Annotated in this window: 18 protein-coding genes; 4 read left to right on the top strand and 14 right to left on the bottom strand. The window is 66.9% G+C overall.

What is annotated here, in order from left to right; genetic code table 11:
• Nucleotides 1-185 precede the first annotated feature (185 nt).
• The 10 genes from CFB81_RS28200 to glcD form a co-directional block, all read right to left on the bottom strand.
• Entirely contained in the window at nucleotides 186-779 is a 594-nt protein-coding gene (locus CFB81_RS28200; RefSeq protein ID WP_089437334.1) for a type VI secretion system amidase effector protein Tae4, read from the bottom strand.
• Complete coding sequence (locus CFB81_RS28195; protein WP_089437333.1) at nucleotides 779-1,342, bottom strand: PAAR domain-containing protein; 564 nt, start codon at nucleotides 1,340-1,342, stop codon at nucleotides 779-781. The genes CFB81_RS28200 and CFB81_RS28195 overlap by 1 nt, the downstream gene beginning before the upstream one ends.
• A 202-nt stretch (nucleotides 1,343-1,544) precedes the next feature.
• A complete protein-coding gene (locus CFB81_RS28190) occupies nucleotides 1,545-2,189 on the bottom strand; it encodes a response regulator transcription factor (protein WP_069621734.1) in 645 nt (214 codons plus the stop codon).
• Nucleotides 2,190-2,220: 31 nt separating this feature from the next.
• The gene (locus tag CFB81_RS28185; protein ID WP_069621733.1) at nucleotides 2,221-3,606 is read right to left on the bottom strand and encodes a cache domain-containing protein; all 1,386 of its coding nucleotides are present in this window, start codon (nucleotides 3,604-3,606) and stop codon (nucleotides 2,221-2,223) included.
• Nucleotides 3,607-3,756: 150 nt separating this feature from the next.
• A complete protein-coding gene (locus CFB81_RS28180; RefSeq protein ID WP_069621732.1) occupies nucleotides 3,757-5,322 on the bottom strand; it encodes a sensor domain-containing diguanylate cyclase in 1,566 nt (521 codons plus the stop codon).
• 562 nt (nucleotides 5,323-5,884) lie between these two features.
• Nucleotides 5,885-8,059: a malate synthase G gene (locus tag CFB81_RS28175; protein WP_089437332.1), complete on the bottom strand. Its 2,175-nt coding sequence runs from the start codon at nucleotides 8,057-8,059 to the stop codon at nucleotides 5,885-5,887.
• Nucleotides 8,060-8,295: 236 nt separating this feature from the next.
• The gene (locus CFB81_RS28170; RefSeq protein ID WP_089437331.1) at nucleotides 8,296-8,700 is read right to left on the bottom strand and encodes a heme-binding protein; all 405 of its coding nucleotides are present in this window, start codon (nucleotides 8,698-8,700) and stop codon (nucleotides 8,296-8,298) included.
• Nucleotides 8,701-8,722: 22 nt separating this feature from the next.
• Complete coding sequence (glcF, locus tag CFB81_RS28165; RefSeq protein ID WP_089437330.1) at nucleotides 8,723-9,943, bottom strand: glycolate oxidase subunit GlcF; 1,221 nt, start codon at nucleotides 9,941-9,943, stop codon at nucleotides 8,723-8,725.
• A 24-nt stretch (nucleotides 9,944-9,967) separates the two neighbouring features.
• Nucleotides 9,968-11,050: a glycolate oxidase subunit GlcE gene (gene glcE / locus CFB81_RS28160; RefSeq protein WP_089437329.1), complete on the bottom strand. Its 1,083-nt coding sequence runs from the start codon at nucleotides 11,048-11,050 to the stop codon at nucleotides 9,968-9,970.
• On the bottom strand, nucleotides 11,050-12,549 hold the full coding sequence (glcD, locus tag CFB81_RS28155; protein WP_069621727.1) for a glycolate oxidase subunit GlcD: 1,500 nt from the start codon (nucleotides 12,547-12,549) through the stop codon (nucleotides 11,050-11,052). Before glcD ends, glcE begins: the two co-directional genes overlap by 1 nt.
• Before the next feature lie 223 nt (nucleotides 12,550-12,772).
• Here glcD and glcC point away from each other — a divergent pair, with 223 nt between their 5' ends.
• The 3 genes from glcC to CFB81_RS28140 all read left to right on the top strand — a co-directional run bounded on the left by glcC (nucleotide 12,773) and on the right by CFB81_RS28140 (nucleotide 15,618).
• Nucleotides 12,773-13,543: a transcriptional regulator GlcC gene (glcC, locus tag CFB81_RS28150; protein ID WP_050013449.1), complete on the top strand. Its 771-nt coding sequence runs from the start codon at nucleotides 12,773-12,775 to the stop codon at nucleotides 13,541-13,543.
• Between the two features lie 62 nt (nucleotides 13,544-13,605).
• Nucleotides 13,606-15,060 carry a DEAD/DEAH box helicase gene (locus tag CFB81_RS28145; protein ID WP_089437328.1) on the top strand — a complete coding sequence of 485 codons (1,455 nt, stop codon included), beginning with the start codon at nucleotides 13,606-13,608 and terminating at the stop codon, nucleotides 15,058-15,060.
• A 174-nt stretch (nucleotides 15,061-15,234) separates the two neighbouring features.
• Nucleotides 15,235-15,618: an ATP-dependent protease gene (locus tag CFB81_RS28140; protein ID WP_069621725.1), complete on the top strand. Its 384-nt coding sequence runs from the start codon at nucleotides 15,235-15,237 to the stop codon at nucleotides 15,616-15,618.
• Nucleotides 15,619-15,698: 80 nt separating this feature from the next.
• Here the strand turns inward: CFB81_RS28140 and CFB81_RS28135 are convergent, their stop codons facing one another.
• On the bottom strand, nucleotides 15,699-16,640 hold the full coding sequence (locus CFB81_RS28135; RefSeq protein WP_089437327.1) for a LysR substrate-binding domain-containing protein: 942 nt from the start codon (nucleotides 16,638-16,640) through the stop codon (nucleotides 15,699-15,701).
• Between the two features lie 81 nt (nucleotides 16,641-16,721).
• Between CFB81_RS28135 and CFB81_RS28130 the strand changes: the two genes are divergently transcribed.
• Complete coding sequence (locus CFB81_RS28130; protein WP_179236083.1) at nucleotides 16,722-17,120, top strand: nuclear transport factor 2 family protein; 399 nt, start codon at nucleotides 16,722-16,724, stop codon at nucleotides 17,118-17,120.
• Between the two features lie 214 nt (nucleotides 17,121-17,334).
• Here CFB81_RS28130 and CFB81_RS28125 read toward each other — a convergent pair whose 3' ends face one another.
• Genes CFB81_RS28125 through CFB81_RS28115 form a run of 3 tightly spaced genes read right to left on the bottom strand, consistent with a single transcriptional unit; the run spans nucleotide 17,335 to nucleotide 20,467 of the window.
• Entirely contained in the window at nucleotides 17,335-18,186 is an 852-nt protein-coding gene (locus CFB81_RS28125; RefSeq protein ID WP_089437326.1) for a carbohydrate ABC transporter permease, read from the bottom strand.
• A gap of 21 nt (nucleotides 18,187-18,207) precedes the next feature.
• On the bottom strand, nucleotides 18,208-19,152 hold the full coding sequence (locus CFB81_RS28120; protein ID WP_089437325.1) for a carbohydrate ABC transporter permease: 945 nt from the start codon (nucleotides 19,150-19,152) through the stop codon (nucleotides 18,208-18,210).
• A 55-nt stretch (nucleotides 19,153-19,207) separates the two neighbouring features.
• The gene (locus CFB81_RS28115) at nucleotides 19,208-20,467 is read right to left on the bottom strand and encodes an ABC transporter substrate-binding protein (RefSeq protein WP_069621721.1); all 1,260 of its coding nucleotides are present in this window, start codon (nucleotides 20,465-20,467) and stop codon (nucleotides 19,208-19,210) included.
• Nucleotides 20,468-20,512 lie beyond the last annotated feature (45 nt).

The raw sequence follows: 20,512 nt of genomic DNA, 5'->3' as shown, positions 1-20,512 counted from the left end.
CATTGCGAAAATTAAAATCAATCCGCCCCATGTGACGAAAAATAGATTCGCGATCTCCGGGTCCGTGTCGAAGAGGCTTCCCTTGCCATGCAGGACGAATGCCCCGTACACGTAGAGCGCTCCCCAGCAGAACATTGTCGCGAGCGCTCCACCGACAAGTGCGCCTGCTACCACAGTCACGAGTTTCATTTGACGGGAAAAAACAAGATGGTTTTCGAATTTCGGAAATCCGACCAGATGCCCGGTAGGACTATATTCCATGAGATCCGCACGCCTGATCCGAAGCCGGTGAGTTTGCTCCCGTTCCAGAGGTCGACGTGACCGCCGCTCAAGTTGTCCGGTGAGTCGCCATCCTGAAGCCAATAGCCGTCGAAGAATATGATTCCGGTCCGACCGGATACCCTACTCGCCCAATTCGGGCCCGTGATGTTCTCGGGGGCCAGTACTCCCGCGATCGGCCGCAGCTTCAACCACTCCGCAAACTCGTATGCGCGAGTCGCGGTCGGTTTGCCGTCGATCAGAAGGCGGCCCAGCGCCGGTTTGCCTGGCATCGGCCGAACCCACTTCTGCGAAAACGACTTCATTGCGATGCCGACCTTGTGCAGCGTCATGCTCATCCGGATCGCACACTGGTTCTTGTACTGTCCGTTCGGATCATCGTACGGGTTGCCGTGAGCGTAGTTCTTCCACAGCTCGGAAAACGTCACCGACTTCAGCTCGACTTCCTTGTACGAGTTTTGCACGGCGGTCGTCCTGACGACTGTTTTTCCGTTCGGCATTAAGCGTCTCCGTCCGATCTCGCGAGCGCTTCGTCGCCCCAATAGACCGTGTACTCGTCGCTGTCGGTCGTATGGATGCGCGGCAGGCACCCGGTGCTGTCGAGCCTGCCTGAATGAATGCGCCCGTCCGATGTTTCGATGATGTAGGGATAGTCTGGTGACGCGCCGTTTCCGACGGCGCGGACGCATTCGTCGTAGGCACCTGCGGCTAAGCTCGTGGCATTGCCTGCCCGGTTCAGTCCGGAAGTAACGATGCCTGCCGCTTCCGCCTGGTCGTCGCACCATGAATTGCCGGAGAGCAGCGCGACGATGCGCGGTGGTGACGAGCATCGACATTGAACGATGTCGCCGTCGGCCGCCGTCTCACCCATGAATTCAATGCGCTTGGGGCCGCCCATCTTGGCGATCCGGCCGGTGCTTTCACACGCTTCGCAGAACGCGAGGCCGCCGATCAGCGCAACCTGATGGCCAGCGTCGCCAAACGTGAACGGCGGCCCTGCGTAGGCGAAAATGTGTCCGCCGGTTTCCAGCGTGTCACCGACAACGGCGATACGGCGCATCATGATTTCGCTCCTCGATCCAGGTCACCGATATCAGCCGGTGATGCCGGGGGCCGCATGACGAGTTCACGCGTGTCATGCGAATCACGAGCACGGTGCTCGTTTCGGCAAGCGAAAGAATTCCATCGCCCCAGGGTGAGGTCGATTGGACAAGTATGAAATTTGAAAGTGAATTGCGCGTCGCGCGAGCAATCCGAGTTCGCGCCTACCGCCGCCGATGCTCGACCGCGAACTTGATCAGCTCGGCCTGCCCTTCGATCTCCAGCTTGCGTTTCAGGTTGAGCCGGTGCGTCTCGACCGTGCGCACCGACAGCCCCGTCTGTTGCGCGATTTGCTTGCTCGACAGCCCTTCGGCCAGCGCGTCGAGGATGTCGCGCTCGCGCGGCGTCAGCCGGTCCAGCGGCGATGCCGTCGCGCTGGCCTGGATCATCCGCGCGGCCAGCCCTTCGCTGAAGAAGGTCTGCCCGGCCAGCACCACGCCGATCGCGCGGACGATCTCGCTCGCGGGCGAATCCTTCAGCAGGTAGCCGCTCGCGCCGGCGCGCACCGCCTGCGTCACGTACTCGATGTTGTCGTGCATCGACAGCATCAGCACGCGAATGCCCGGAAAACGCTCATGGAACACGCCCGCGAGCGTGATGCCGTTCATTCCGTTCATGCCGACGTCCATCAGCGCGAGATCGGGTTCGAGCGATGCGGCCAGCGCGAGCGCCTCGTCCGCGTTGCCGGCCTCGCCGACCACGGACAGGTCGGCCGCTTCGAGCCGCATCCGCAAGCCGTCGCGCACGAGCGGGTGATCGTCGACGAGCAGCAGTCGCGCGGCGGGCCGGGCGGTATCGGGGGCGCTCATGGGCAAAGGTCTCCGGGTAGGGTGTGCGTGCTCAGGCGGCGGCGCGCCGCAGCGGCACGCGCGCGGCCACGACGGTATGGCCGACCTGCGACGTGATCGTCAGCGTGCCGTCGAGCGCGTCGAGGCGCTCGCGCATGTTGCGCAGGCCGATGCCGCGGCGCGCGTCGGCCTGCGAGCGTTCGGCGTCGAAGCCGCAGCCGTTGTCGGCGATGGTCAGCGTGACGGATTGTGCGCCGACGTCGAGCGTGACGGCCGCGCGCGACGCCCGTGCATGATGCACGATGTTGCTCAGCGCTTCCTGCGCGATCCGGAACAGCGCGGTGTTGACGGCTTCGGGCAGCGGCCGCGTGCCGCCGTGCGCGACCTGCGTGTAACCGATGTCGATGCCGCTTTCCGCGCCCAGCTCGCGCACGAGTTGCTCGAGCGCGGCCGCGAGGCCGAGATCGTCGAGCATCGACGGGCGCAGCGCGTGCGAGATGCGTCGGACTTCGCGCAGCGTGTCGCCGAGCCGCCCGACGCCCGACGCGAGCGCCTGTTCGGCTTCGGGCACGCGCGACGTGCCGCGCTCGAAGCGCGCAAGCGCGGATTCGAGCATCAGCTTCGCGGACACCATCATCTGGCTGATCCCGTCGTGCAGTTCGCGCGACAGCCGCGCGCGCTCCTGCTCCTGCGATTCGACGACGCGCTGCGCGAGCAGCTTGAGCTTCGCGTCTGCGCTGCGCGACTCGCTGACGTTCAGTACCAGCGCGCACACGGCGATCGCCGCCGCGCCGGTGAGCGCGATCGCGGTGAGCCAGCTCATCGTGCGCTCGATGTTCGCGGACGCGCGCGCATCGATGCGCTGCAGCGCGGTGTCGACGTCGTCGAGATAGATGCCGGTGCCGACCATCCAGCCCCAGCGCTCGAGCGCGACGACGTAGCCGAGCTTCGGCGCGACGCGGCCCGTCGACGGCCGCTGCCATGCGTAACGTACGTAGCCGCCGCCCTGCGACGCCGCGCCGATCAGCTTCTGGATCGTGAGCGCGCCCTGCGGGTCGCGCATCGACCAGAAATTGTGGCCGACGCGTTCGGGCTCGCGCGGATGCATCAGCGAATTGCCGTGCAGGTCGTAGACGAAGAAATAGCCGTCGGGGCCGAAATCCATCTTCTGCAGCATCGCGAGGGCCTGCGTGCGCAGCAGCGCGTCGTCGCGCGCATTGCGGCCGCTCGCGTCGTAGAGCGGCATGATCGCGCTCGTCGCGAGCTCGACGTAGTGCTTCAGCTCGACTTCCTTGCTCGACAGGTACGCGGCCTGGATCGTCGCGTGCTGCGTGCGCGCGAGCGACGTCGCCTGCTGGCGCACGCCGAAGCCGATGCCGGCGATCGCGAGCAGGAACGGCACGATGGCCAGAAGGAAGATCTTTGCCTTGAGTCTCATGGTGGTGCGAAGCGGCCGGCCTGCGCGGGCGGCTAGGCGCGGCCGGCTAGGCGCGCAGGCCGGGCGCATCGGCGCGGTGGCATATCGAGCCGGTATTGTCGGCGATTTTGCATGCGGGCGGCGGCGGCCGTCCCGCCGCTGCCCGTGCGCTCAGGCGCGCCGCGATTCGCGAGTGTCGGGCGACGTGGCCGCCTGCACGGCGATGCGGTTGCGCCCGCCTTCCTTCGCCCGATACAGCGCATCGTCGGCCCGCTTCAGCGCGGCCTGGATGTTGTCGTCGTGTTCGGGATAGCTGGTCGTCACGCCGATGCTCACCGTCAGGCGGCCGACCGTGCCTGCGTCGTGCCGGATGCCGAGATCGAGGATGCCCGTGCGGATGGTTTCGGCGATCGTCACCGCGCCGTCCGTATCGATGTCCGGCAGCACGACGACGAATTCCTCGCCGCCGTAGCGCGCCGCATAGTCGGCCGGGCGGCGCAGGCAGCCGGCGATGCAGTGGCCGACCGCGGCGAGTGCGTCGTCGCCGGCCTGGTGGCCCTGCGTGTCGTTGTAGCGCTTGAAGTCGTCGACGTCGATGAACAGCAGCGACAGCGCATGTTGCGAGCGCGCGGCGCGGCGCCATTCGCGCGCGAGCGTGACGTCGAGCATCCGGCGGTTGTCGAGACCCGTCAGGCCGTCGGTGCGTGCGAGCGCCTGCAGCTCGGTTTCCGCGCGATGGCGTTTGCGCAGTTGCACGTCGAGGAGCAGCGACAGGCCGACGAAGCCGATCGCGAGCGCGACCATCGCGGAGCCGATCGGAATCGCACGGTCGTACCACGCGGCGTAGGTGTCCGCTTCCGAGCGCGCGACCATGACGATGAGCGGCAGGTGCTCGAGGTGCCGGAACACGTACAGGCGCCGCACGCCGTCGATCGTCGCGGTATCGGCGAAGCTGCCTTCGTTGGCGGTCATGAAGTGCCGGAACGTGCTCGCGCGGCTGATGTCGCGGCCGACGATCTTGGGGTCGTACGGCTCGCGCGCGACCATCCTGCCATCCGTGTTGATCAGCGCGACCGAGCCGCGATCGCCGAGCGACAGGCGCGAGAACAGGTTCTGGAAATATTCGAGCCGGATCGACATCACCGCGACGCCGCCGAACGATCCGTCGGGCCGCGTGATCCGCCGGCTGAGCGCGATGCTCGGCGAGCCGCCGCGCAGCCGCGAGTGATACGGGGGGCTGACGTACAGGCCGACGTCGGGGTTGTCGCGGTGCACGGTGAAGTACGGTTCGTTGGCGAAGTTGGCCTTGCGCGGCACGTCGCTCATGCCGTCCACCGCGATGTCGCCTTTCGCGTCGAGCACGTAGATGCCGCCGAGGTACTTGGCGGTCGTCGCGCGGTCGAACAGCACCTGGCGGCGCAGCGCCATCGGCAGCCGGGTCACCGCCGGGTCGTTCGCGCCTTCGACGACCGCCTGCAGCGACAGCGAATAGATCTCGATGTTGCGCTCGATGTCCCACGACGCCATCAGCGCGAGGTTCTGCTGCATGCTGCGCGAGCGGTCGCGCGCGTCGATGCGGCCTTCGTACAGCACGATCCCGCACAGCAGCAGCAGGATCAGCGCGATCAGCAGCCCCGTATAGAAGATCAGGTGCGGCAGGAGGGACCGGCGCAGATGAGCGGCGACACGGCTCGTCACGCCGGATTCGCTGGGCATTGCGTAGTCGGTTTCTGCCATGGTCCGTGGATCGGGGGCATCGTCGCCGGGCGGCGGGCCGATGCGATTGTTCGTATGACTACCGGTGGCGATCCGGTGCGCGCCCTTCCCGTGCCAGCCTTCCGTTCAGCGGAGAAACCGGGCACCGATTATCGACAATCGCGGCCCGAGAAACCGATAAACCGGGTATTCACAGGTAACGTCTGCTGCAATTCGACCATCTGACGAATCGCGACGTGAATTGAACGGAGTATAACGCGCGTGTTTGCGCGCGCGGAAAATGTTGCAACCCATTGATCGGGATCAAATTTCAGCGTAATCCCGGGCTTGCAAATATCGGGCGGAGCGTTGCCGCGCAAGGCTTTGCGGCAGCGCGGAAAACGTCGCGCGGCGTACGGCCGCGGACGCACGGGGATTAACGCCGGGCGAGCACCGCACGCGAAAGCGTGCGACATGTACCGATTATCGGTTTCAACGGCAGGGTGCCCGCGAATATGAGAACGGGCAGCCGCGCGGGCTGCCCGTTTTGCAAGATCGGCGTACGACCGGCGCCCGGCATGCGGGCGAGCCCGCATGCGCGGGTTCAGGCGCCCTGCTGTTGCGCCTTGAACGCGAGCCGGAACCGATGCAGCAGCGGCTCGGTATAGCCGCTCGGCTGCGACGTGCCTTGCAGCGCGAGCGCGCACGCGGCCTTGAACGCGGTCGACTGGTCGTAGCCGGGCGCCATCGGGCGATAGTTCGGGTCGCCCGCGTTCTGCTGGTCGACGACGCGGGCCATGCGCTTGAACACGTCGAGCACGAGCGCCTCGGTGATCACGCCATGGCGCAGCCAGTTCGCGATGTGCTGGCTCGAAATGCGCAGCGTCGCGCGATCTTCCATCAGGCCGACGTCGTGAATGTCCGGCACCTTCGAGCAGCCGACGCCCTGTTCGACCCAGCGCACGACGTAACCGAGGATGCCTTGCGCGTTGTTCTCGACCTCGCTCAGGATCTCGGCCTCGCTCCACGCGGCGCGTTCGACGACCGGCACGGTCAGCAGCCCTTCGAGCAGCGCGTCGCGCTCGCTCGCGTACGGTGTCTTTTCGAGTTCCTGCTGGACGGCCTGCACGTCGACGAGGTGGTAGTGCAGCGCGTGCAGCGTCGCGGCGGTCGGCGACGGCACCCAGGCGGTGTTCGCGCCGGCGCGCGGATGCGCGATCTTCTGCTCGAGCATCGCATGCATCAGGTCCGGCATCGCCCACATGCCCTTGCCGATCTGCGCGCGGCCGCGCAGGCCGGCCGACAGGCCCGCGAGCACGTTGTTGCGCTCGTACGACTGGATCCACGCCGACGATTTCATGTCGCCCTTGCGGATCATCGGGCCCGCTTCCATCGCGGTGTGCATCTCGTCGCCGGTGCGGTCGAGGAAGCCGGTGTTGATGAACGCGACGCGCGCGGCGGCTGCCGCGATGCACGCGGCGAGGTTCACGCTGGTGCGGCGCTCCTCGTCCATGATGCCCATCTTCAGCGTGTTGCGCGGCAGCGCGTACAGATCCTCGATGCGCGCGAACAGCGTGTCGGCGAACGCGACTTCGGCCGGGCCGTGCATCTTCGGCTTCACGATGTAGATCGAGCCCGTGCGCGAGTTGCGCTTCGCCTTCAGGTCGTGCAGCGCGCACAGCGTCGTGACGACGCCGTCGAGGATCCCTTCCGGAATCTCGTTGCCGTCGCGATCGAGCACCGCGCCGTTGGTCATCAGGTGGCCGACGTTGCGCACGAACAGCAGCGAGCGGCCGTGCAGCGACAGCGTGCCGCCGGCCGGCGTCGTGTACTCGCGATCGGCGTTCAGGCGGCGCGTAAACGTCTTGCCGCCCTTCGCGACTTCCTCGACGAGCGTGCCCTGCATCAGGCCGAGCCAGTTGCGGTAGAGCTGGACCTTGTCGTCGGCGTCGACCGCCGCGACCGAATCCTCGCAGTCGATGATCGTGCTGACCGCCGCTTCGAGCACGACATCCTTCACGTTCGCGAGATCGGCGCGGCCGATCGGCGTCGACGCGTCGATCTGGATCTCGAGATGCAGGCCGTTGTGCTTCAGCAGGATCGCGGACGGCGCATCGGCCGCGCCCTGGTAGCCGACGAACTGCGCCGGCTGCGCGAGCGCGACGTTGCCCTTCGCGGTTTCGACCGCGAGCTGGCCGTCCTGCACGCGGTAGCGCAGCACGTCGCGGTGCGAGCCGCTCGCGAGCGGCGCCGCGTTGTCGAGCACGTTGCGCGCATAGTCGATCACGCGTTGGCCGCGCGTCGGGTTGTAGGCCGCGGTGCGTTCGGCGCCGCCGTCTTCGGGCAGCGCGTCGGTGCCGTACAGCGCGTCGTACAGGCTGCCCCAGCGGGCGTTCGCGGCGTTCAGCGCATAGCGCGCGTTCGACAGCGGCACGACGAGCTGCGGGCCGGCCTGCGTGGCGATCTCGCTGTCGACGTTCGCGGTGGCTGCCGCGACGTTCGACGGGACCGGCACGAGGTAGCCGATCTGTTCGAGGAACGCGCGATACGCGGCATGGTCGCGTACCGGGCCCGGGTGCGCGCGATGCCACGCGTCGAGTTCCTGCTGCAGGCGGTCGCGCTCGGCGAGCAGTGCGCGGTTGCGCGGCGCGAGGTCGTGCACCAGCGCCGAGAAACCGCTCCAGAACGCGGCCTTGTCGATGCCGGTGCCCGGCAGCGCTTCGTTTTCAATGAACTGGCTCAGCGCTGGCGCGACTTGCAGTCCTGCTTGGTCGATCATCGTGATTCCTCCCGGGGAATTGAAAAACGCGCGCGCGTTGGCTGTAGGGCCTGTTCACGCTAATAACGGGCTTGCGCAGGCCCCACGAATGCATTTTTCCAAATGGGGAACGTGCCTTTCCGCCCGCATGGCGGCGTCGTGCGTCGCTTGTTTGGCACGGCCAAACGGCGCTCCTTACTCCTTGCCCTGCGGGCGGAAAGGCACGTTCGCAAGCCCGTTATTAGCGTGAACAGGCCCTATGCCACGACGCTTTGTGTACCGGCGCGGGCGATCTGCGCGTCCTGTTCGGACTTTACGCCAGACACACCGATCGCGCCTGCAATCCGGCCGTCGACCGTGACCGGCACGCCGCCTTCGAGCAACCCCGTCAGCGGCGCGCTCAGGAACGCGGTGCGGCCACCGTTGATCATATCCTCATACGCCTTCGTCTCGCGACGGCCGAGCGCCGCCGCGCGCGCCTTGTCCTGCGCGATGGCGCTGCTGGCCGGCGATGCGCCGTTCAGCCGCGCGAACGCGAGCAGGTGGCCGCCATCGTCGACGACGGCGATCGACACGGCCCAGCCGTGGCGTTCCGCTTCCGCGCGGGCCGCGGCGAGCATGCGCTCGGCATCGGCCAGTTCGAGTTCGGGTTTCGTTTGCATGGCTTTCCTCCGGAATAGGCGGTCAGTCGACCAGCCGGTTGTCGACGAGCTCGATCCAGTGGCGCACGGGCGTGCGGCCCGCGCCGTTCAGGTGAGTCTGGCAGCCGACGTTGGCGGTGACAATCAGGTCCGGCTGCGCGGCTTCGAGCGCATCGAGCTTGTTGTCGCGTAATGTCGTCGCGAGTGCGGGCTGCGTCAGCGAATAGGTGCCGGCCGAGCCGCAGCACAGATGGCCGTCGGCGACATTCGTCAGATCGAAGCCGAGCCGCGTCAGGATGCGTTCCACCGCGCCGCCGAGGCGCTGTGCGTGCTGCAGCGTGCACGGGCAGTGGACCGCGACGCGCCGTGGCGTCGCATCGGCGAGCGCGTCGAGCGGCTCCGCCGCGATCACTTCGGCCAGATCGCGCGCGAGTGCGCTGACGCGCCGCGCCTTCTCCGCATAGACGGGGTCGGAGCGCAGCAGGTCGCCGTATTCCTTCACGAACGCGCCGCAGCCGCTCGCGGTCTGCACGATCGCTTCCGCGCCGGCCTCGATCGCGGGCCACCACGCGTCGATGTTGCGGCGTGCGCGCTGAAGGCCCGCGTCCTGCGCGTTCAGGTGATATTCGGTCGCGCCGCAGCAGCCGGCTTCGCGCGCCGGCGTCACGCTGATGCCGAGCCGGTCGAGCACGCGTGCGGCGGCCGCATTCGTGTTCGGCGACAGCGACGGCTGCACGCAACCCTCGAGCATCAGCATGCGCCGCGCATGACGCACGGCCGGGCGCGGCGCGGCCGTGGGCACCGCGGCCGGGATCTTGTCCCGCAGCGTGCCGGGCAGCAGCGGGCGCAGCGCGCGGCCGGCCTTCAGCAGCGCGGCGAACGCCGCCGGACGCGGCACCACGTGACGCAACCCCGCACGCAGCAGGCGCTCGCGCGTGGGCCGCCGCGCGCGCTTCTCGGCTTCCGCGCGGCCGATGTCGAGCAGCGTGTGATAGCGCACGCCGGACGGGCAGGTCGTTTCGCAGTTGCGGCACGTCAGGCAACGGTCGAGATGTTGTTGCGTGCGTTCGCCGCACGGCTCGCCTTCGAGCAACTGCTTGATCAGGTAGATGCGGCCGCGCGGCCCGTCGAGCTCGTTGCCGAGCACCTGGTAGGTCGGGCAGGTCGCATTGCAGAAGCCGCAGTGCACGCATGCGCGCAGGATCGCTTCCGCTTCGTCGGCCCGGGCGAGGGCCTTGCTTGCTTCGCTGAGGTTGGTTTGCATCGGCGGGTCGAAGTCGGGTTGGCGTCAGAAGTCGGCGTAGAGCCGGCCGGGATTGAAAATCGCGTGCGGGTCGAGCTGGACCTTGAGTTGCCGGTGCACGCGCAGCAGCGCCGGCGGCAGCGGCTGGAACGGCTCCTGTGTCGTGCCCGGCGTGTAGCAGGTTGCGTGGCCGCCGCACTGCGCGGCGAAGCGCTGCACGTCGGCCGGCGCGGCGTCGGTCTTCAGCCAGCGCTGCGCGCCGCCCCAGTCGACGAGCTGCGCGCCCGCGAGCGCGTCGAGCGGCGCGGCGGCCGGCACCGACACGCGCCACAGCGGGCGCGGATCGTCGAAGAACGGCAGCGACAGGTCGCGCAGACGTGCCCAGAACGCGTCGTCGCGGTCGTCCATGCGGTCGCCGCCGATCGTGTCGCGCGCGGCCTTCACCGAGCCGTCGCCGCCTTCGAGCCGCACGCGCAGCACGCCGTCCGCGTGGCATGCGCCCGCGAGCGGCAGCCCCGCGCGCCGCCACGCGGCGACGCGTCGCACGGCTTCGCTCGCCGTGAGCGTCAACGCGAGATCGCCGGTCGCACGCGGCTTCGGCAGCACCTTCAGCGATACCTCGGTCACGACGCCGAGGCAGCCGAAACTGCCGGCGAGCAGCCGCGACACGTCGTAGCCCGCGACGTTCTTCATCACCTCGCCGCCGAAGCGCAGATGCTTCGCGTGGCCGGTGATCACGCGGCAGCCGAGCACGAAGTCGCGCGCCGCGCCGGCCCACGGGCGGCGCGGGCCCGACAGCGCCGCCGCGAACATGCCGCCGACCGTCGCCGCGCCGCCGAACGACGGCGGCTCGCACGGCAGCATCTGGCCGGCCGCGTCGAGCATCGCGTCGAGCTCGGCGAGCGGCGTGCCCGCGCGCGCGGTGATGACGAGTTCGGTCGGGTCGTACGAGACGACGCCGCGATGCGTGCGCACGTCCAGCGTGCGGCCTTCGACCGGCCGGCCGACGAACGCCTTCGTGCCGGCGCCGCGGATGTGCAGCGGCTGGCGATCGTGGATCGCCGCGTCGACCTGCGCGACGAGCGCCGCGCTGTCGTCGATCGATTCGGGTTCGCGTTCGCGTCGCATCAGAAGCGCTCCAGTTCGGGAAACGGCAGCTTGCCGTGATGGACGTGCATCGCGCCGAATTCGGCGCAGCGGTGCAGCGTCGGGATGTTCTTGCCGGGATTGAGCAGGCGCTGCGGATCGAACGCGGCCTTCACCGCATGGAAGAACGTGATTTCGTCGGCGTTGAACTGCACGCACATCTGGTTGATCTTCTCGCGCCCGACGCCGTGTTCGCCGGTAATGCTGCCGCCCACGGCGACGCACAGCGCGAGGATCTTGCCGCCGAGCGCTTCCGCGCGGTCGAGCTCGCCGGGCCGGTTCGCATCGAACAGGATCAGCGGATGCATGTTGCCGTCGCCCGCGTGGAACACGTTCGCGACCGGCAGCCCGTATTCGGCGGACAGCGCGGCGATCCCTTCGAGCACGCGCGGCAGTTCGCGGCGCGGGATCGTGCCGTCCATGCAGTAATAGTCGGGCGACATCCGGCCGACCGCCGGGAACGCATTCTTGCGGCCGGCCCAGAAGCGCTGGCGCTCGGCTTCGTCGCGCGCGACGCGAATCTCGCTTGCGCCCGCGTCGCGCAGCAGCGCGGCGACGCGTTCGGCGTCTTCTTCGACATCGGTTGCCGCGCCGTCGAGCTCGCACAGCAGGATCGCCTGCGCGTCGACCGGATAGCCCGCGTGGATGAAATCCTCGGCCGCCCGGATCGCGAGGTTGTCCATCATCTCGAGGCCGCCGGGAATCACGCCCGCACCGATGATCCGCGCGACCGCGGCGCCGGCCTCGGCGACGTCGTCGAAGCTCGCCATCAGCACCTTCACGCTCGGCGGTTTCGGCAGCAGCTTCACGGTCACTTCGGTGACGATCCCGAGCATTCCCTCGGAGCCGGTGAACAGCGCGAGCAGGTCGAAGCCCGGTGCATCGAGCGCATCGGCGCCGAGCGTGAGCGTGTCGCCGTCGATCGTCAGGATCTCGACCTTCAGGATGTTGTGCACCGTGAGCCCGTATTTCAGGCAATGCACGCCGCCCGCGTTCTCGGCGACGTTGCCGCCGATCGAGCACGCGATCTGCGACGACGGGTCGGGCGCGTAGTAGAGGCCGTGCGGCGCGGCGGCCTGCGAAATCGCGAGGTTGCGCACGCCGGGCTGCACGCGCGCGATGCCGGCATCGGGGTCGATGTCGAGAATCCGGTTGAACTTCGCCATCACCAGCAGGATGCCTTTTTCGAGCGGCATCGCGCCGCCCGACAGCCCCGTGCCGGCGCCGCGCGCGACGACCGGCACGCGGTGCGCGGCCGCGACGCGCAGCACCGCGCGCACCTGGTCGACCGTATCGGGCAGCACGACCGCGAGCGGCACCGTGCGGTACGCGGCGAGGCCATCGCATTCGAACGGTTTCAACGCCTCCCGTTCGTGCAGCACGTCGAGGCCGGGCGCCGCCGCGCGCAGCGCGGCGACGAGCGTGGCGCGGTCGATGGTCGCCAATGGACCGTCGATCCGTTCGTCGTAGATGAAACTCATCGTGTGTCTCCGTCTCCACCAGGCAGCTGGCCGCGCGATGCGCGACACGCCGGATGGACGGCATTCTTGGCGGGACGCGCGGGCCTGTCCAGCCGTCTTGAAGGTGGTCGTACCAGTTTTTTGAAAGCCACCGATTGCGGTTTGTCGAGCGATCGATAAAACCCAATAACGACAAGGCTTTGTGCGAAAATCGACGTCGTCCTTCCAAAGTGGTCATACCAGTATGGAAATGCAGGATCGGGAGAGGCCGGCGCGGCGCGTGGCCGACGTCGTCGCCGAGCGGATCGAGCAGTTGATCGTCGACGGCGTGCTGAAGGCCGGGCAGGCGCTGCCCTCCGAGCGGCGGCTGACCGAGAAGCTAGGCGTGTCGCGCACGGCCGTGCGCGAAGGCATGAAGCTGCTGCACGCGCGCGGGATCATCGACACGACGCACGGCAAGGGTTCGTTCGTCGCGAGCCTGACCCCGCAGCGCGCGATTACGCCGATGATGCATCTGCTCGGCTCGCAGCCGCGCACGCTGTACGACCTGTTCGAGGTGCGCGGGATGCTCGAGGCCGAGGCCGCCCGGCTCGCGGCGCTGCGCGGCACGCCGGCCGATTTCATCCTGATCCGGCGCCGCTACGAGGAAATGACGGCGGCCGACGCGCAGGATCTCGATCCCGCCGCGCGCGCGAAGCTCGACCACGCGTTTCATCTGGCGATCTGCGAGGCGTCGCACAACCCGGTGCTCGTCAATACGCTGCAGTCGCTGACCGACCTGCTGCTCAGCTCGGTGTTCGCGTCGGTGAACAACCTCTATCACCGCGAACCGCTGAAGAAGCAGATCGACCGCCAGCATGCGCGGCTTTACAACGCGGTCACGGGCCGGCTGCCCGACCAGGCGCGCAAGGCCGCGAGCGAGCATATCCGTCAGTGCGTCGACTATCTGCGCGAGATCGAGCAGGAGGAACAGCGGCTCGTGCGTTCGACGTTGCGGCTCGAAGGCTGGACGTGAGCGGTAGGGGCTTGGCCCACGCGGTAACCGCTAGAATTGCGGTTTTAGCCGGGAACACGTCCATGTCTTTTGCCTCGCTTGGCCTGATCGAGCCGTTGCTGCGTAATCTGCAGGGCCTCAATTACCAGACACCCACGCCGGTGCAGGCCAAGGCGATTCCCGTCGTGCTCGGCGGCAAGGACGTCATGGCCGCCGCACAGACGGGCACCGGCAAGACGGCCGGCTTTGCGCTGCCGCTGTTGCAACGGCTCGTCCAACACGGCCCGGCGGTATCCAGCAACCGTGCGCGCGTGCTGGTGCTGGTGCCCACGCGCGAACTGGCCGAGCAAGTGCTGCAAAGCTTCGTCGAGTACGGGAAGGGTCTCGATCTGCGATGTCTGGCCGCCTACGGCGGGGTGAGCATCAATCCTCAGATGATGAAGCTGCGCAAGGGTGTCGACGTGCTCGTCGCGACGCCCGGCCGCTTGCTCGACCTCAATCGGCAGAACGCCGTGCAGTTCGATCAGGTGCAAACGCTGGTGCTCGATGAAGCCGACCGCATGCTCGATCTCGGCTTCGCGCGCGAACTCGACGCGGTGTTTGCCGCGTTGCCCGCCAAGCGCCAGACGCTGCTGTTCTCCGCGACGTTCTCCGACGAAATCCGCACGCTGGCGGCCGGCATTCTGCGCAGCCCGGTCGACATCAGCGTCAGCCCGCCCAACGCCGCGGCCAGCAAGATCAAGCAGTGGGTCGTACCGGTCGACAAGCGGAACAAGCCCGACCTCTTCATGCATCTGGTGGCCCAAAACAACTGGGAACACGCGCTGGTGTTCGTCAAGACCCGCAATGGCGTCGATTATCTGGCGGTCATGCTGGAGAAAGCGGGCTATGCGGTCGATACGATCCACGGCGACAAGCCGCAACCCGCGCGTTTGCGTGCGCTGGAGCGCTTCAAGACGGGCGAAGTGCAGATGCTGGTCGCCACCGACGTGGCGGCGCGCGGGCTGGATATCGACGATCTGCCGCTGGTGATCAACGTCGATCTGCCGATCGTCGCGCAAGACTACGTGCACCGTATCGGCCGCACCGGCCGCGCGGGCGCGAGCGGTGTGGCGGTGTCGCTCGTGTGCGCCGATGAGGCGCCGCAACTGGCCGCAATCGAAGCGCTGATCCGGCAGACGCTGCGGCGGGAAGAAGAGCCGGGTTTCGAAGCCGAACACCGCGTGCCGGAAACCAGCGCGACGGGCCAGATCATCAAGAAACCCAAAAAGCCGAAGAAACCGAAGGTGCCGCAAGCTGTGCCGGTGGCCAGGCAGGCGTCGGGCAAGAAGCCGCATACGCAAGGTGGCGAAGGCAAGCGCAAGCCTGGGGCGCAGCACGCGGCGGCCAATGGTGCCGGTCAAGGCCCGGACTACACCATCGGCAGCCCGTTCAGCGTGCACAAGCCGCGCGGCAAACCGGCCGGCAAGCCGGCGGCGGGGAAGGCTGCTGGCAAATCTGCTGGTGGTCGCGGCAAATCCGGCAAACCGTCCAGGTAGCCTGAATCCTTTCCTTTTCAACGTGCGCGATACGATCGAACAAACCGATGGCGTGAACGCATACGGACGGTTTGGAACAGCGCTGCCGGTTTTCTCGTTCGCGACCTGCAACCGCGCGCGATAGCGGCTTTCCCGCGTGACCCATGAAGTGCGATGACTGAAGTGAGAGATGGAATGACGACGACATTCGACGAGGCGACAACGGCGGCGATCGCCGCGTTTGCCCAGCTGGATTTCTACACGGCCGTGCAGGCGATGCGCGCCGAGGCCGATTACGACCACGAACGAGAACAGTGGATCTCGCGCTATATCGACGAGCAGGGCGGCGGCGTGGACGATGCGGAATACGACGCCCTGCACGCGCGGGCACAGGCCACCCCGGAATACGCCGAGTTCATCGATGGGGTTCGACGGGAAATTCTGGCGTACTTCGGCGTGACCGACGATCAACTGGACTGGATGGTCGTGCTGCGCGACGACGACAGCGATGAACTGTGGGCGGAGGTCAACCGGCAGCGGAGCGCGCTGGGAACCGGTGAAGTGCGCGGGGATCTCTGACCCGGCCTGTCATTCGCCGGTACTTTGGGCGGGCCATTTGAGTGTCGGCCCCACCCAGGTATCGGACGCGTGCCGATCCATCAATCTTCTCGCGCGAGTCGTAGCAAGACGTCGACGAGGGCACGAATTTTCGGTTGTGTCGCCCGTTGGGGCGGATAGACGAGAAAGTAGGAAAGGCCGTCTTCAACCACTTCGTCAAACGGCGTCACCAGCGATCCGGCACGGAGCCGGTCTCTCGCCATTCGCGGGTCGCCGATTGCAATGCCGTGTCCTTCCATCGATGCCGCGAGCGTCAATTCGAGGGTATCGAATACGAGCCCACGTCCCGCATCGATCTGGCGCGCTCCCACGTGATCGAGCCAGCATCTCCACTCTGCGCGGCTGGGCCCGGGATGGAGCAAATCGAGCTGCGCAAGGTCGGCAACGGATCGCAGGGATGTCGCCAACGCGGGCGCGCACATCGGCGTGAGCCGCTCGGAAAAGAGCGGTACCGCTTCCATGCCGGGCCACTGTCCGGTGCCGCGCACGATGATGGCGTCGACGTCGGAGGTCGTGAAATCCGGCGTGTCGTCCGCGGATGTCGAAATACGCAGCTCCGTCCCGCTCATCGCGCGATGAATGTCCGGCAGCCGCGGGAGCAACCAGCGAACGGCGAACGTGGACGGCAACTTCAACGTGAGCGCCGAGGTTGCCCGTGCATGGGAATCCGCGTGCTGGATCAATTGCGTGAGCACGTTGACCGCGACCGTCAGCAATGCATTGCCTTCCGGTGTCAACGTCAGCCCCGATACATGGCGCACGAACAGTGCGCATCGATAATGCGTTTCCAACTGCTGTATCTGGCGGCTCACCGCGCCTTGCGTACGGCATAGGTGATCCGCGGCCTTGCTGACGCTGCCCAGCTGCGCCGCCGCGACGAACGACTGAATCGCCGCCAACGGCGGGAGCGGCCGCGTCAGGTCAGCCAGCGGATATGCATGCGCCGCATACCCGGATTGCAAATTTTTCGATTGTTCGGTCATCGGTGCGTCGCTATCGTGCGTCTACCGGATGCCCTGTTCTTGCGAATGAACGGGGTGTCGACGAATGATCGGAGGATAATTTTGGGCTCAACGTCGGAATCACTCTACACGGAACAGGTGCGCGCTTACCTGCGGGAACTGGAGCGCGGCGATGTCGGCGCCATCTGCGCGCTATTCACGCCGGACGCGCAGATTTTCTCGCCATTTCTCGGCTGGATGTATCCCGAGCCCTTCTTTTCGAAGGTCGCTGCCGCATCGGGAGAAAGCAAGATTACACCGATCGATATCTGCGTCAGCACGAGCGGGGCTCGACGTGCGACAGGTTACTTCATCTACGACTGGGGCCTGAAAGACGGTTCGGTGGCGCGCTTCGAGTGCGTCGACGTGTTCGAGTTCGACACGGCGGGGCTCATCGGACGGATGATCATCGTCTACGACACCCATCCGATTCGCAGTGCGGTCGGCGACAAGTACGCGTAGCCGAATCGACGTCGGGCAAAGTCGCGCGCTGACGTCCACGCGCGTCCAAGCCCCGGCGAGCGACGAGTTCAATCGGTCGACGGCGTGGAAGCCCGGGTCACGAGCCAGGTTGCCAAGCGGCCTCACCCGAATCCGCAAAGCATGAAAAAAGCCCGCCGAAGCGGGCAACCTCACGATGCGGAGGGGGAGATGCGAAAACGCGACCGGCGCGCGTTCAGCCTTTCGTCGCGCCGAACGTGAGCCCCGCGACGAAATGCTTCTGCATCGCGAAGAACATCGCGACCGACGGCAGCGCGGCGAGGATCGACCCGGCCGATACGAGGTTCCACGACGTCGTCCATTGCCCCTTCAGCGCCGCGACACCCGCCGTGATCGGCGCGGCCTCGTCGCCTTGCGTGAGGCACAGCGCCCAGAAGTAATCGTTCCACACGAACGTGAACACGAGAATCGCGAGCGCGGCCAGCGCCGGCCGGATCAGCGGCAGCACGATTCGCCAGAACACCGTCCATTCGCCCGCGCCTTCGATGCGCGCCGCCTCGATCAGCTCGAACGGCAACTGCTTGATGAAGTTGCGCAGGAACAGCGTGCAGAACCCCGTCTGAAACGCGACGTGAAACAGGATCAGCGCTTCGACGGTATTGAACACGCCAAGCCGCAGCGACAGGTCGCGCACCGGAATCATCAGCACCTGCACGGGCACGAAGTTGCCGGCGACGAACGTGCCGAACAGCGCGGTATTGCCGCGAAACCGGTAGGTCGCGAGCGCGAAGCCGGCCATCGCCGCGAGCGCGATCGAGCCGATGACCGACGGCACCGTGATCTGCACGCTGTTCCAGAAGTAATGCAGCATCGGCGACGTCGTCAGCGCGTCGCGATAGTTCTCCATCATCGAGAAATGCCGAGGCCAGCCCCAGTAGTGGCCTTCGACCAGCTCCTCGGTCGAGCGCACCGACGTGACGAACACGGCGATCATCGGCAGCAGCCAGATCGCGAGCGCGACGGGCAGCGACAGCTTGTACAGCCGGCGCGATACCGGCTTCCAGTGGGCAACGGGTGTCGGAAACATGATGAGTGAACTCCCGGAAGGTCACTGTTCGTTGCGCAGCATGCGGCGCAACTGGAACGCGATGTAGACGAGCATGATCGCGAACAGCACGACCGCGATCGACGCGGAATAGCCGAGCCGGTAGTACTTGATCGCCTGGTCGTACATGTAATACGCGAGCACGGTCGAGCTCTCGAACGGGCCGCCGCCCGTCATCACCGAGATCAGGTCGAAGCTGCGCAGCGCGCCGATCACGGTGACGACGATCGCCATGAAGGTGGTCGGCCGCAGTTGCGGCAGCACGACGTGCCACAGCAGCGCGAAGCCGCGCGCGCCTTCCATCCGCGCGGCTTCGATCTGTTCCGGGTTGACCGACGTGAGGCCGGTCAGGTACAGGATCATGCAGTACGCCGTTTGCGGCCACAGCGCGGCGAACACGATGCCGAAGGTCGCATAGCGCGCGTCGCCGAGCACCGGGATGCCGTGCCCGGCGATGAGCGCGAGCAGCCCGAAGGTCGGATCGTAGAACCACGAGAAGATCAGCCCGACGACCACGCCCGACAGCACGAACGGCGCGAAGAACAGCGACTTCACGAGCCGGATGCCGCCGACCGCCTGGTTCAGGTAGAGCGCGAGCGCGAGGCCGAGCGGCGGCGCGAGCATGAACAACACGAGCCAGATCACGTTGTTGCGCAGCGCCGTGTAGAACGTCGGCGCATGCAGCAGTTCCGCGTAGTTCGCGAGGCCGACGAAGGTGCGCTCGGTCATCCCGTCCCAGTTGTACAGGCTCAGCCACAGCGTCGACAGGATCGGCCAGATCACATAGACGGCGACCATCGCGCAGGCCGGCGCGAGAAAGAGCCACGCGGCGCGCCGTTGCCGCCGCACGGCGGGCGACGGGCGGCGCGCGGGCAACGCGCCGGCGGATGGGCCGCGCGGGGGCGGCGCGGTGCCGGCGGGCGGGGTGGACGTGGTCGGACTGGACACGGCAAGCCTCCTGAAACGAACACGGCGGCGCGCGGCCGCCGGTTGGGTCACGCGGTCACTTCTTGTAGATCCGCTTGCGGGTCTGTTCGAGTTGCGCGAGCACGGTGTCGAGCTGCGCGGGGTTCGCGACGAACTGCTGCATGCCCTTCATCCCCTCGTCGGCCATTTCCTTCGTCATGTCGCGGTCGTAGAACTGCGCGACGCCGCCCTTCGTGTCGGCGAGGATCCGGAAGCCGATGCGCGAGATCGGATCGGCCGGCTCGGGCGACTTGCTGTTGGCCGACAGCGAGCCGAGCCCTTCGGCGAGTTTCGCGCCGATCTCGGGCGTTTCGACGAACGCGAGGAACGTGTGCGCGTCGGCCTTGTTCTTCGCCTTGGTCGGGATGTGCAGCGATTCGACCGGGCCGTCCTCGGCAGTCGGCACCTTCGGGTCGATGACGGGGAAGCGGTAGTAGCCCATTTCCTGCTTCGCGTTCGGCGGAAAGCCGGCCGCAATGAAGGTGCCCATCAGCATCATCGCGGCCTTGCCCTGGAACAGGAACGGCTGCGCGCCGTCGAGATCGTAGGACAGCGCATTGTCGATGAAGTAGCCCGAGTCGATCAGCGATTTCCACGTCGTGTAGACCTTCTTCACGCGCGGGTCGGTGTACGGCACGTCGCCGGCCATCAGCTGCTGGTGGAACGCGTTGCCGTTCAGGCGGAGGTCGAGATAGTCGAACCAGCCGGCGAGCGTCCACGCGTCGCGGCCGCCGATCGCGATCGGCGTGATGCCGGCCGCCTTCAGCTTCTTGCATGCATCGAGAAACTGGTCCCAGGTCTTCGGCTCGTCGGCGATGCCGACCTTGCGGAACAGGTCCTTGCGGTAGAACAGCCCCCACGAGTAATAGACGGTCGGCGCCGCGTACTGCTTGCCGTTATAGGACGACGCGCTGCGCGTCGATGCGTACGTCGCGTCCCAGCCGTTTTTCGTCCAGTCGCCGCTCAGGTCCTCGAACAGCCCGCGCTTCGCGTAGTACGCCATGCGCTCGCCCGCGTGCCAGTTCACGACGTCCGGCGCGACGGTCGTGAGCCATGCGGGGAGCTGCACCTTGTACGCTTCCTCGTCGACGAAGGTCGGCTTCACGTCGATGTCGGGATGAGCCTTGTGGAACGCTTCGATCGTCGACTGCCACACGGCGCGCTGGCTCGCGCCCTTGAACGCGATGTTGATGGTCAGCGTGCCGGCATCGGCGGGCGTCGTCGCGCCGAACGATGCGAACGCGATGGCGGCGGCCGTCGCCAGGCGGGCAGCGACGCGAAGGGGGCGATGGGTCATGAGTGTCTCCAGTCCTGTGTGTCGTTGTTTGTGCGTGACCGGCGC

Source organism: Burkholderia sp. AU28863, assembly GCF_002223195.1.
GTDB classification, from domain to species: domain Bacteria; phylum Pseudomonadota; class Gammaproteobacteria; order Burkholderiales; family Burkholderiaceae; genus Burkholderia; species Burkholderia sola.
This window is presented reverse-complemented; position numbering and strand designations above follow the sequence as displayed.

Coding starts and splice junctions, on each gene's coding strand:
- CFB81_RS28115 (WP_069621721.1), bottom strand. CDS start 20,467: ATGACCCATCGCCCCCTTCGCGTCGCTGCCCGCCTGGCGACGGCCGCC.
- glcF (WP_089437330.1), bottom strand. CDS start 9,943: ATGCAAACCAACCTCAGCGAAGCAAGCAAGGCCCTCGCCCGGGCCGAC.
- CFB81_RS28140 (WP_069621725.1), top strand. CDS start 15,235: ATGACGACGACATTCGACGAGGCGACAACGGCGGCGATCGCCGCGTTT.
- CFB81_RS28180 (WP_069621732.1), bottom strand. CDS start 5,322: ATGGCAGAAACCGACTACGCAATGCCCAGCGAATCCGGCGTGACGAGC.
- CFB81_RS28135 (WP_089437327.1), bottom strand. CDS start 16,640: ATGACCGAACAATCGAAAAATTTGCAATCCGGGTATGCGGCGCATGCA.
- CFB81_RS28185 (WP_069621733.1), bottom strand. CDS start 3,606: ATGAGACTCAAGGCAAAGATCTTCCTTCTGGCCATCGTGCCGTTCCTG.
- CFB81_RS28175 (WP_089437332.1), bottom strand. CDS start 8,059: ATGATCGACCAAGCAGGACTGCAAGTCGCGCCAGCGCTGAGCCAGTTC.
- CFB81_RS28125 (WP_089437326.1), bottom strand. CDS start 18,186: ATGTTTCCGACACCCGTTGCCCACTGGAAGCCGGTATCGCGCCGGCTG.
- CFB81_RS28170 (WP_089437331.1), bottom strand. CDS start 8,700: ATGCAAACGAAACCCGAACTCGAACTGGCCGATGCCGAGCGCATGCTC.
- glcD (WP_069621727.1), bottom strand. CDS start 12,549: ATGAGTTTCATCTACGACGAACGGATCGACGGTCCATTGGCGACCATC.
- glcC (WP_050013449.1), top strand. CDS start 12,773: ATGGAAATGCAGGATCGGGAGAGGCCGGCGCGGCGCGTGGCCGACGTC.
- CFB81_RS28145 (WP_089437328.1), top strand. CDS start 13,606: ATGTCTTTTGCCTCGCTTGGCCTGATCGAGCCGTTGCTGCGTAATCTG.
- glcE (WP_089437329.1), bottom strand. CDS start 11,050: ATGCGACGCGAACGCGAACCCGAATCGATCGACGACAGCGCGGCGCTC.
- CFB81_RS28190 (WP_069621734.1), bottom strand. CDS start 2,189: ATGAGCGCCCCCGATACCGCCCGGCCCGCCGCGCGACTGCTGCTCGTC.
- CFB81_RS28195 (WP_089437333.1), bottom strand. CDS start 1,342: ATGATGCGCCGTATCGCCGTTGTCGGTGACACGCTGGAAACCGGCGGA.
- CFB81_RS28200 (WP_089437334.1), bottom strand. CDS start 779: ATGCCGAACGGAAAAACAGTCGTCAGGACGACCGCCGTGCAAAACTCG.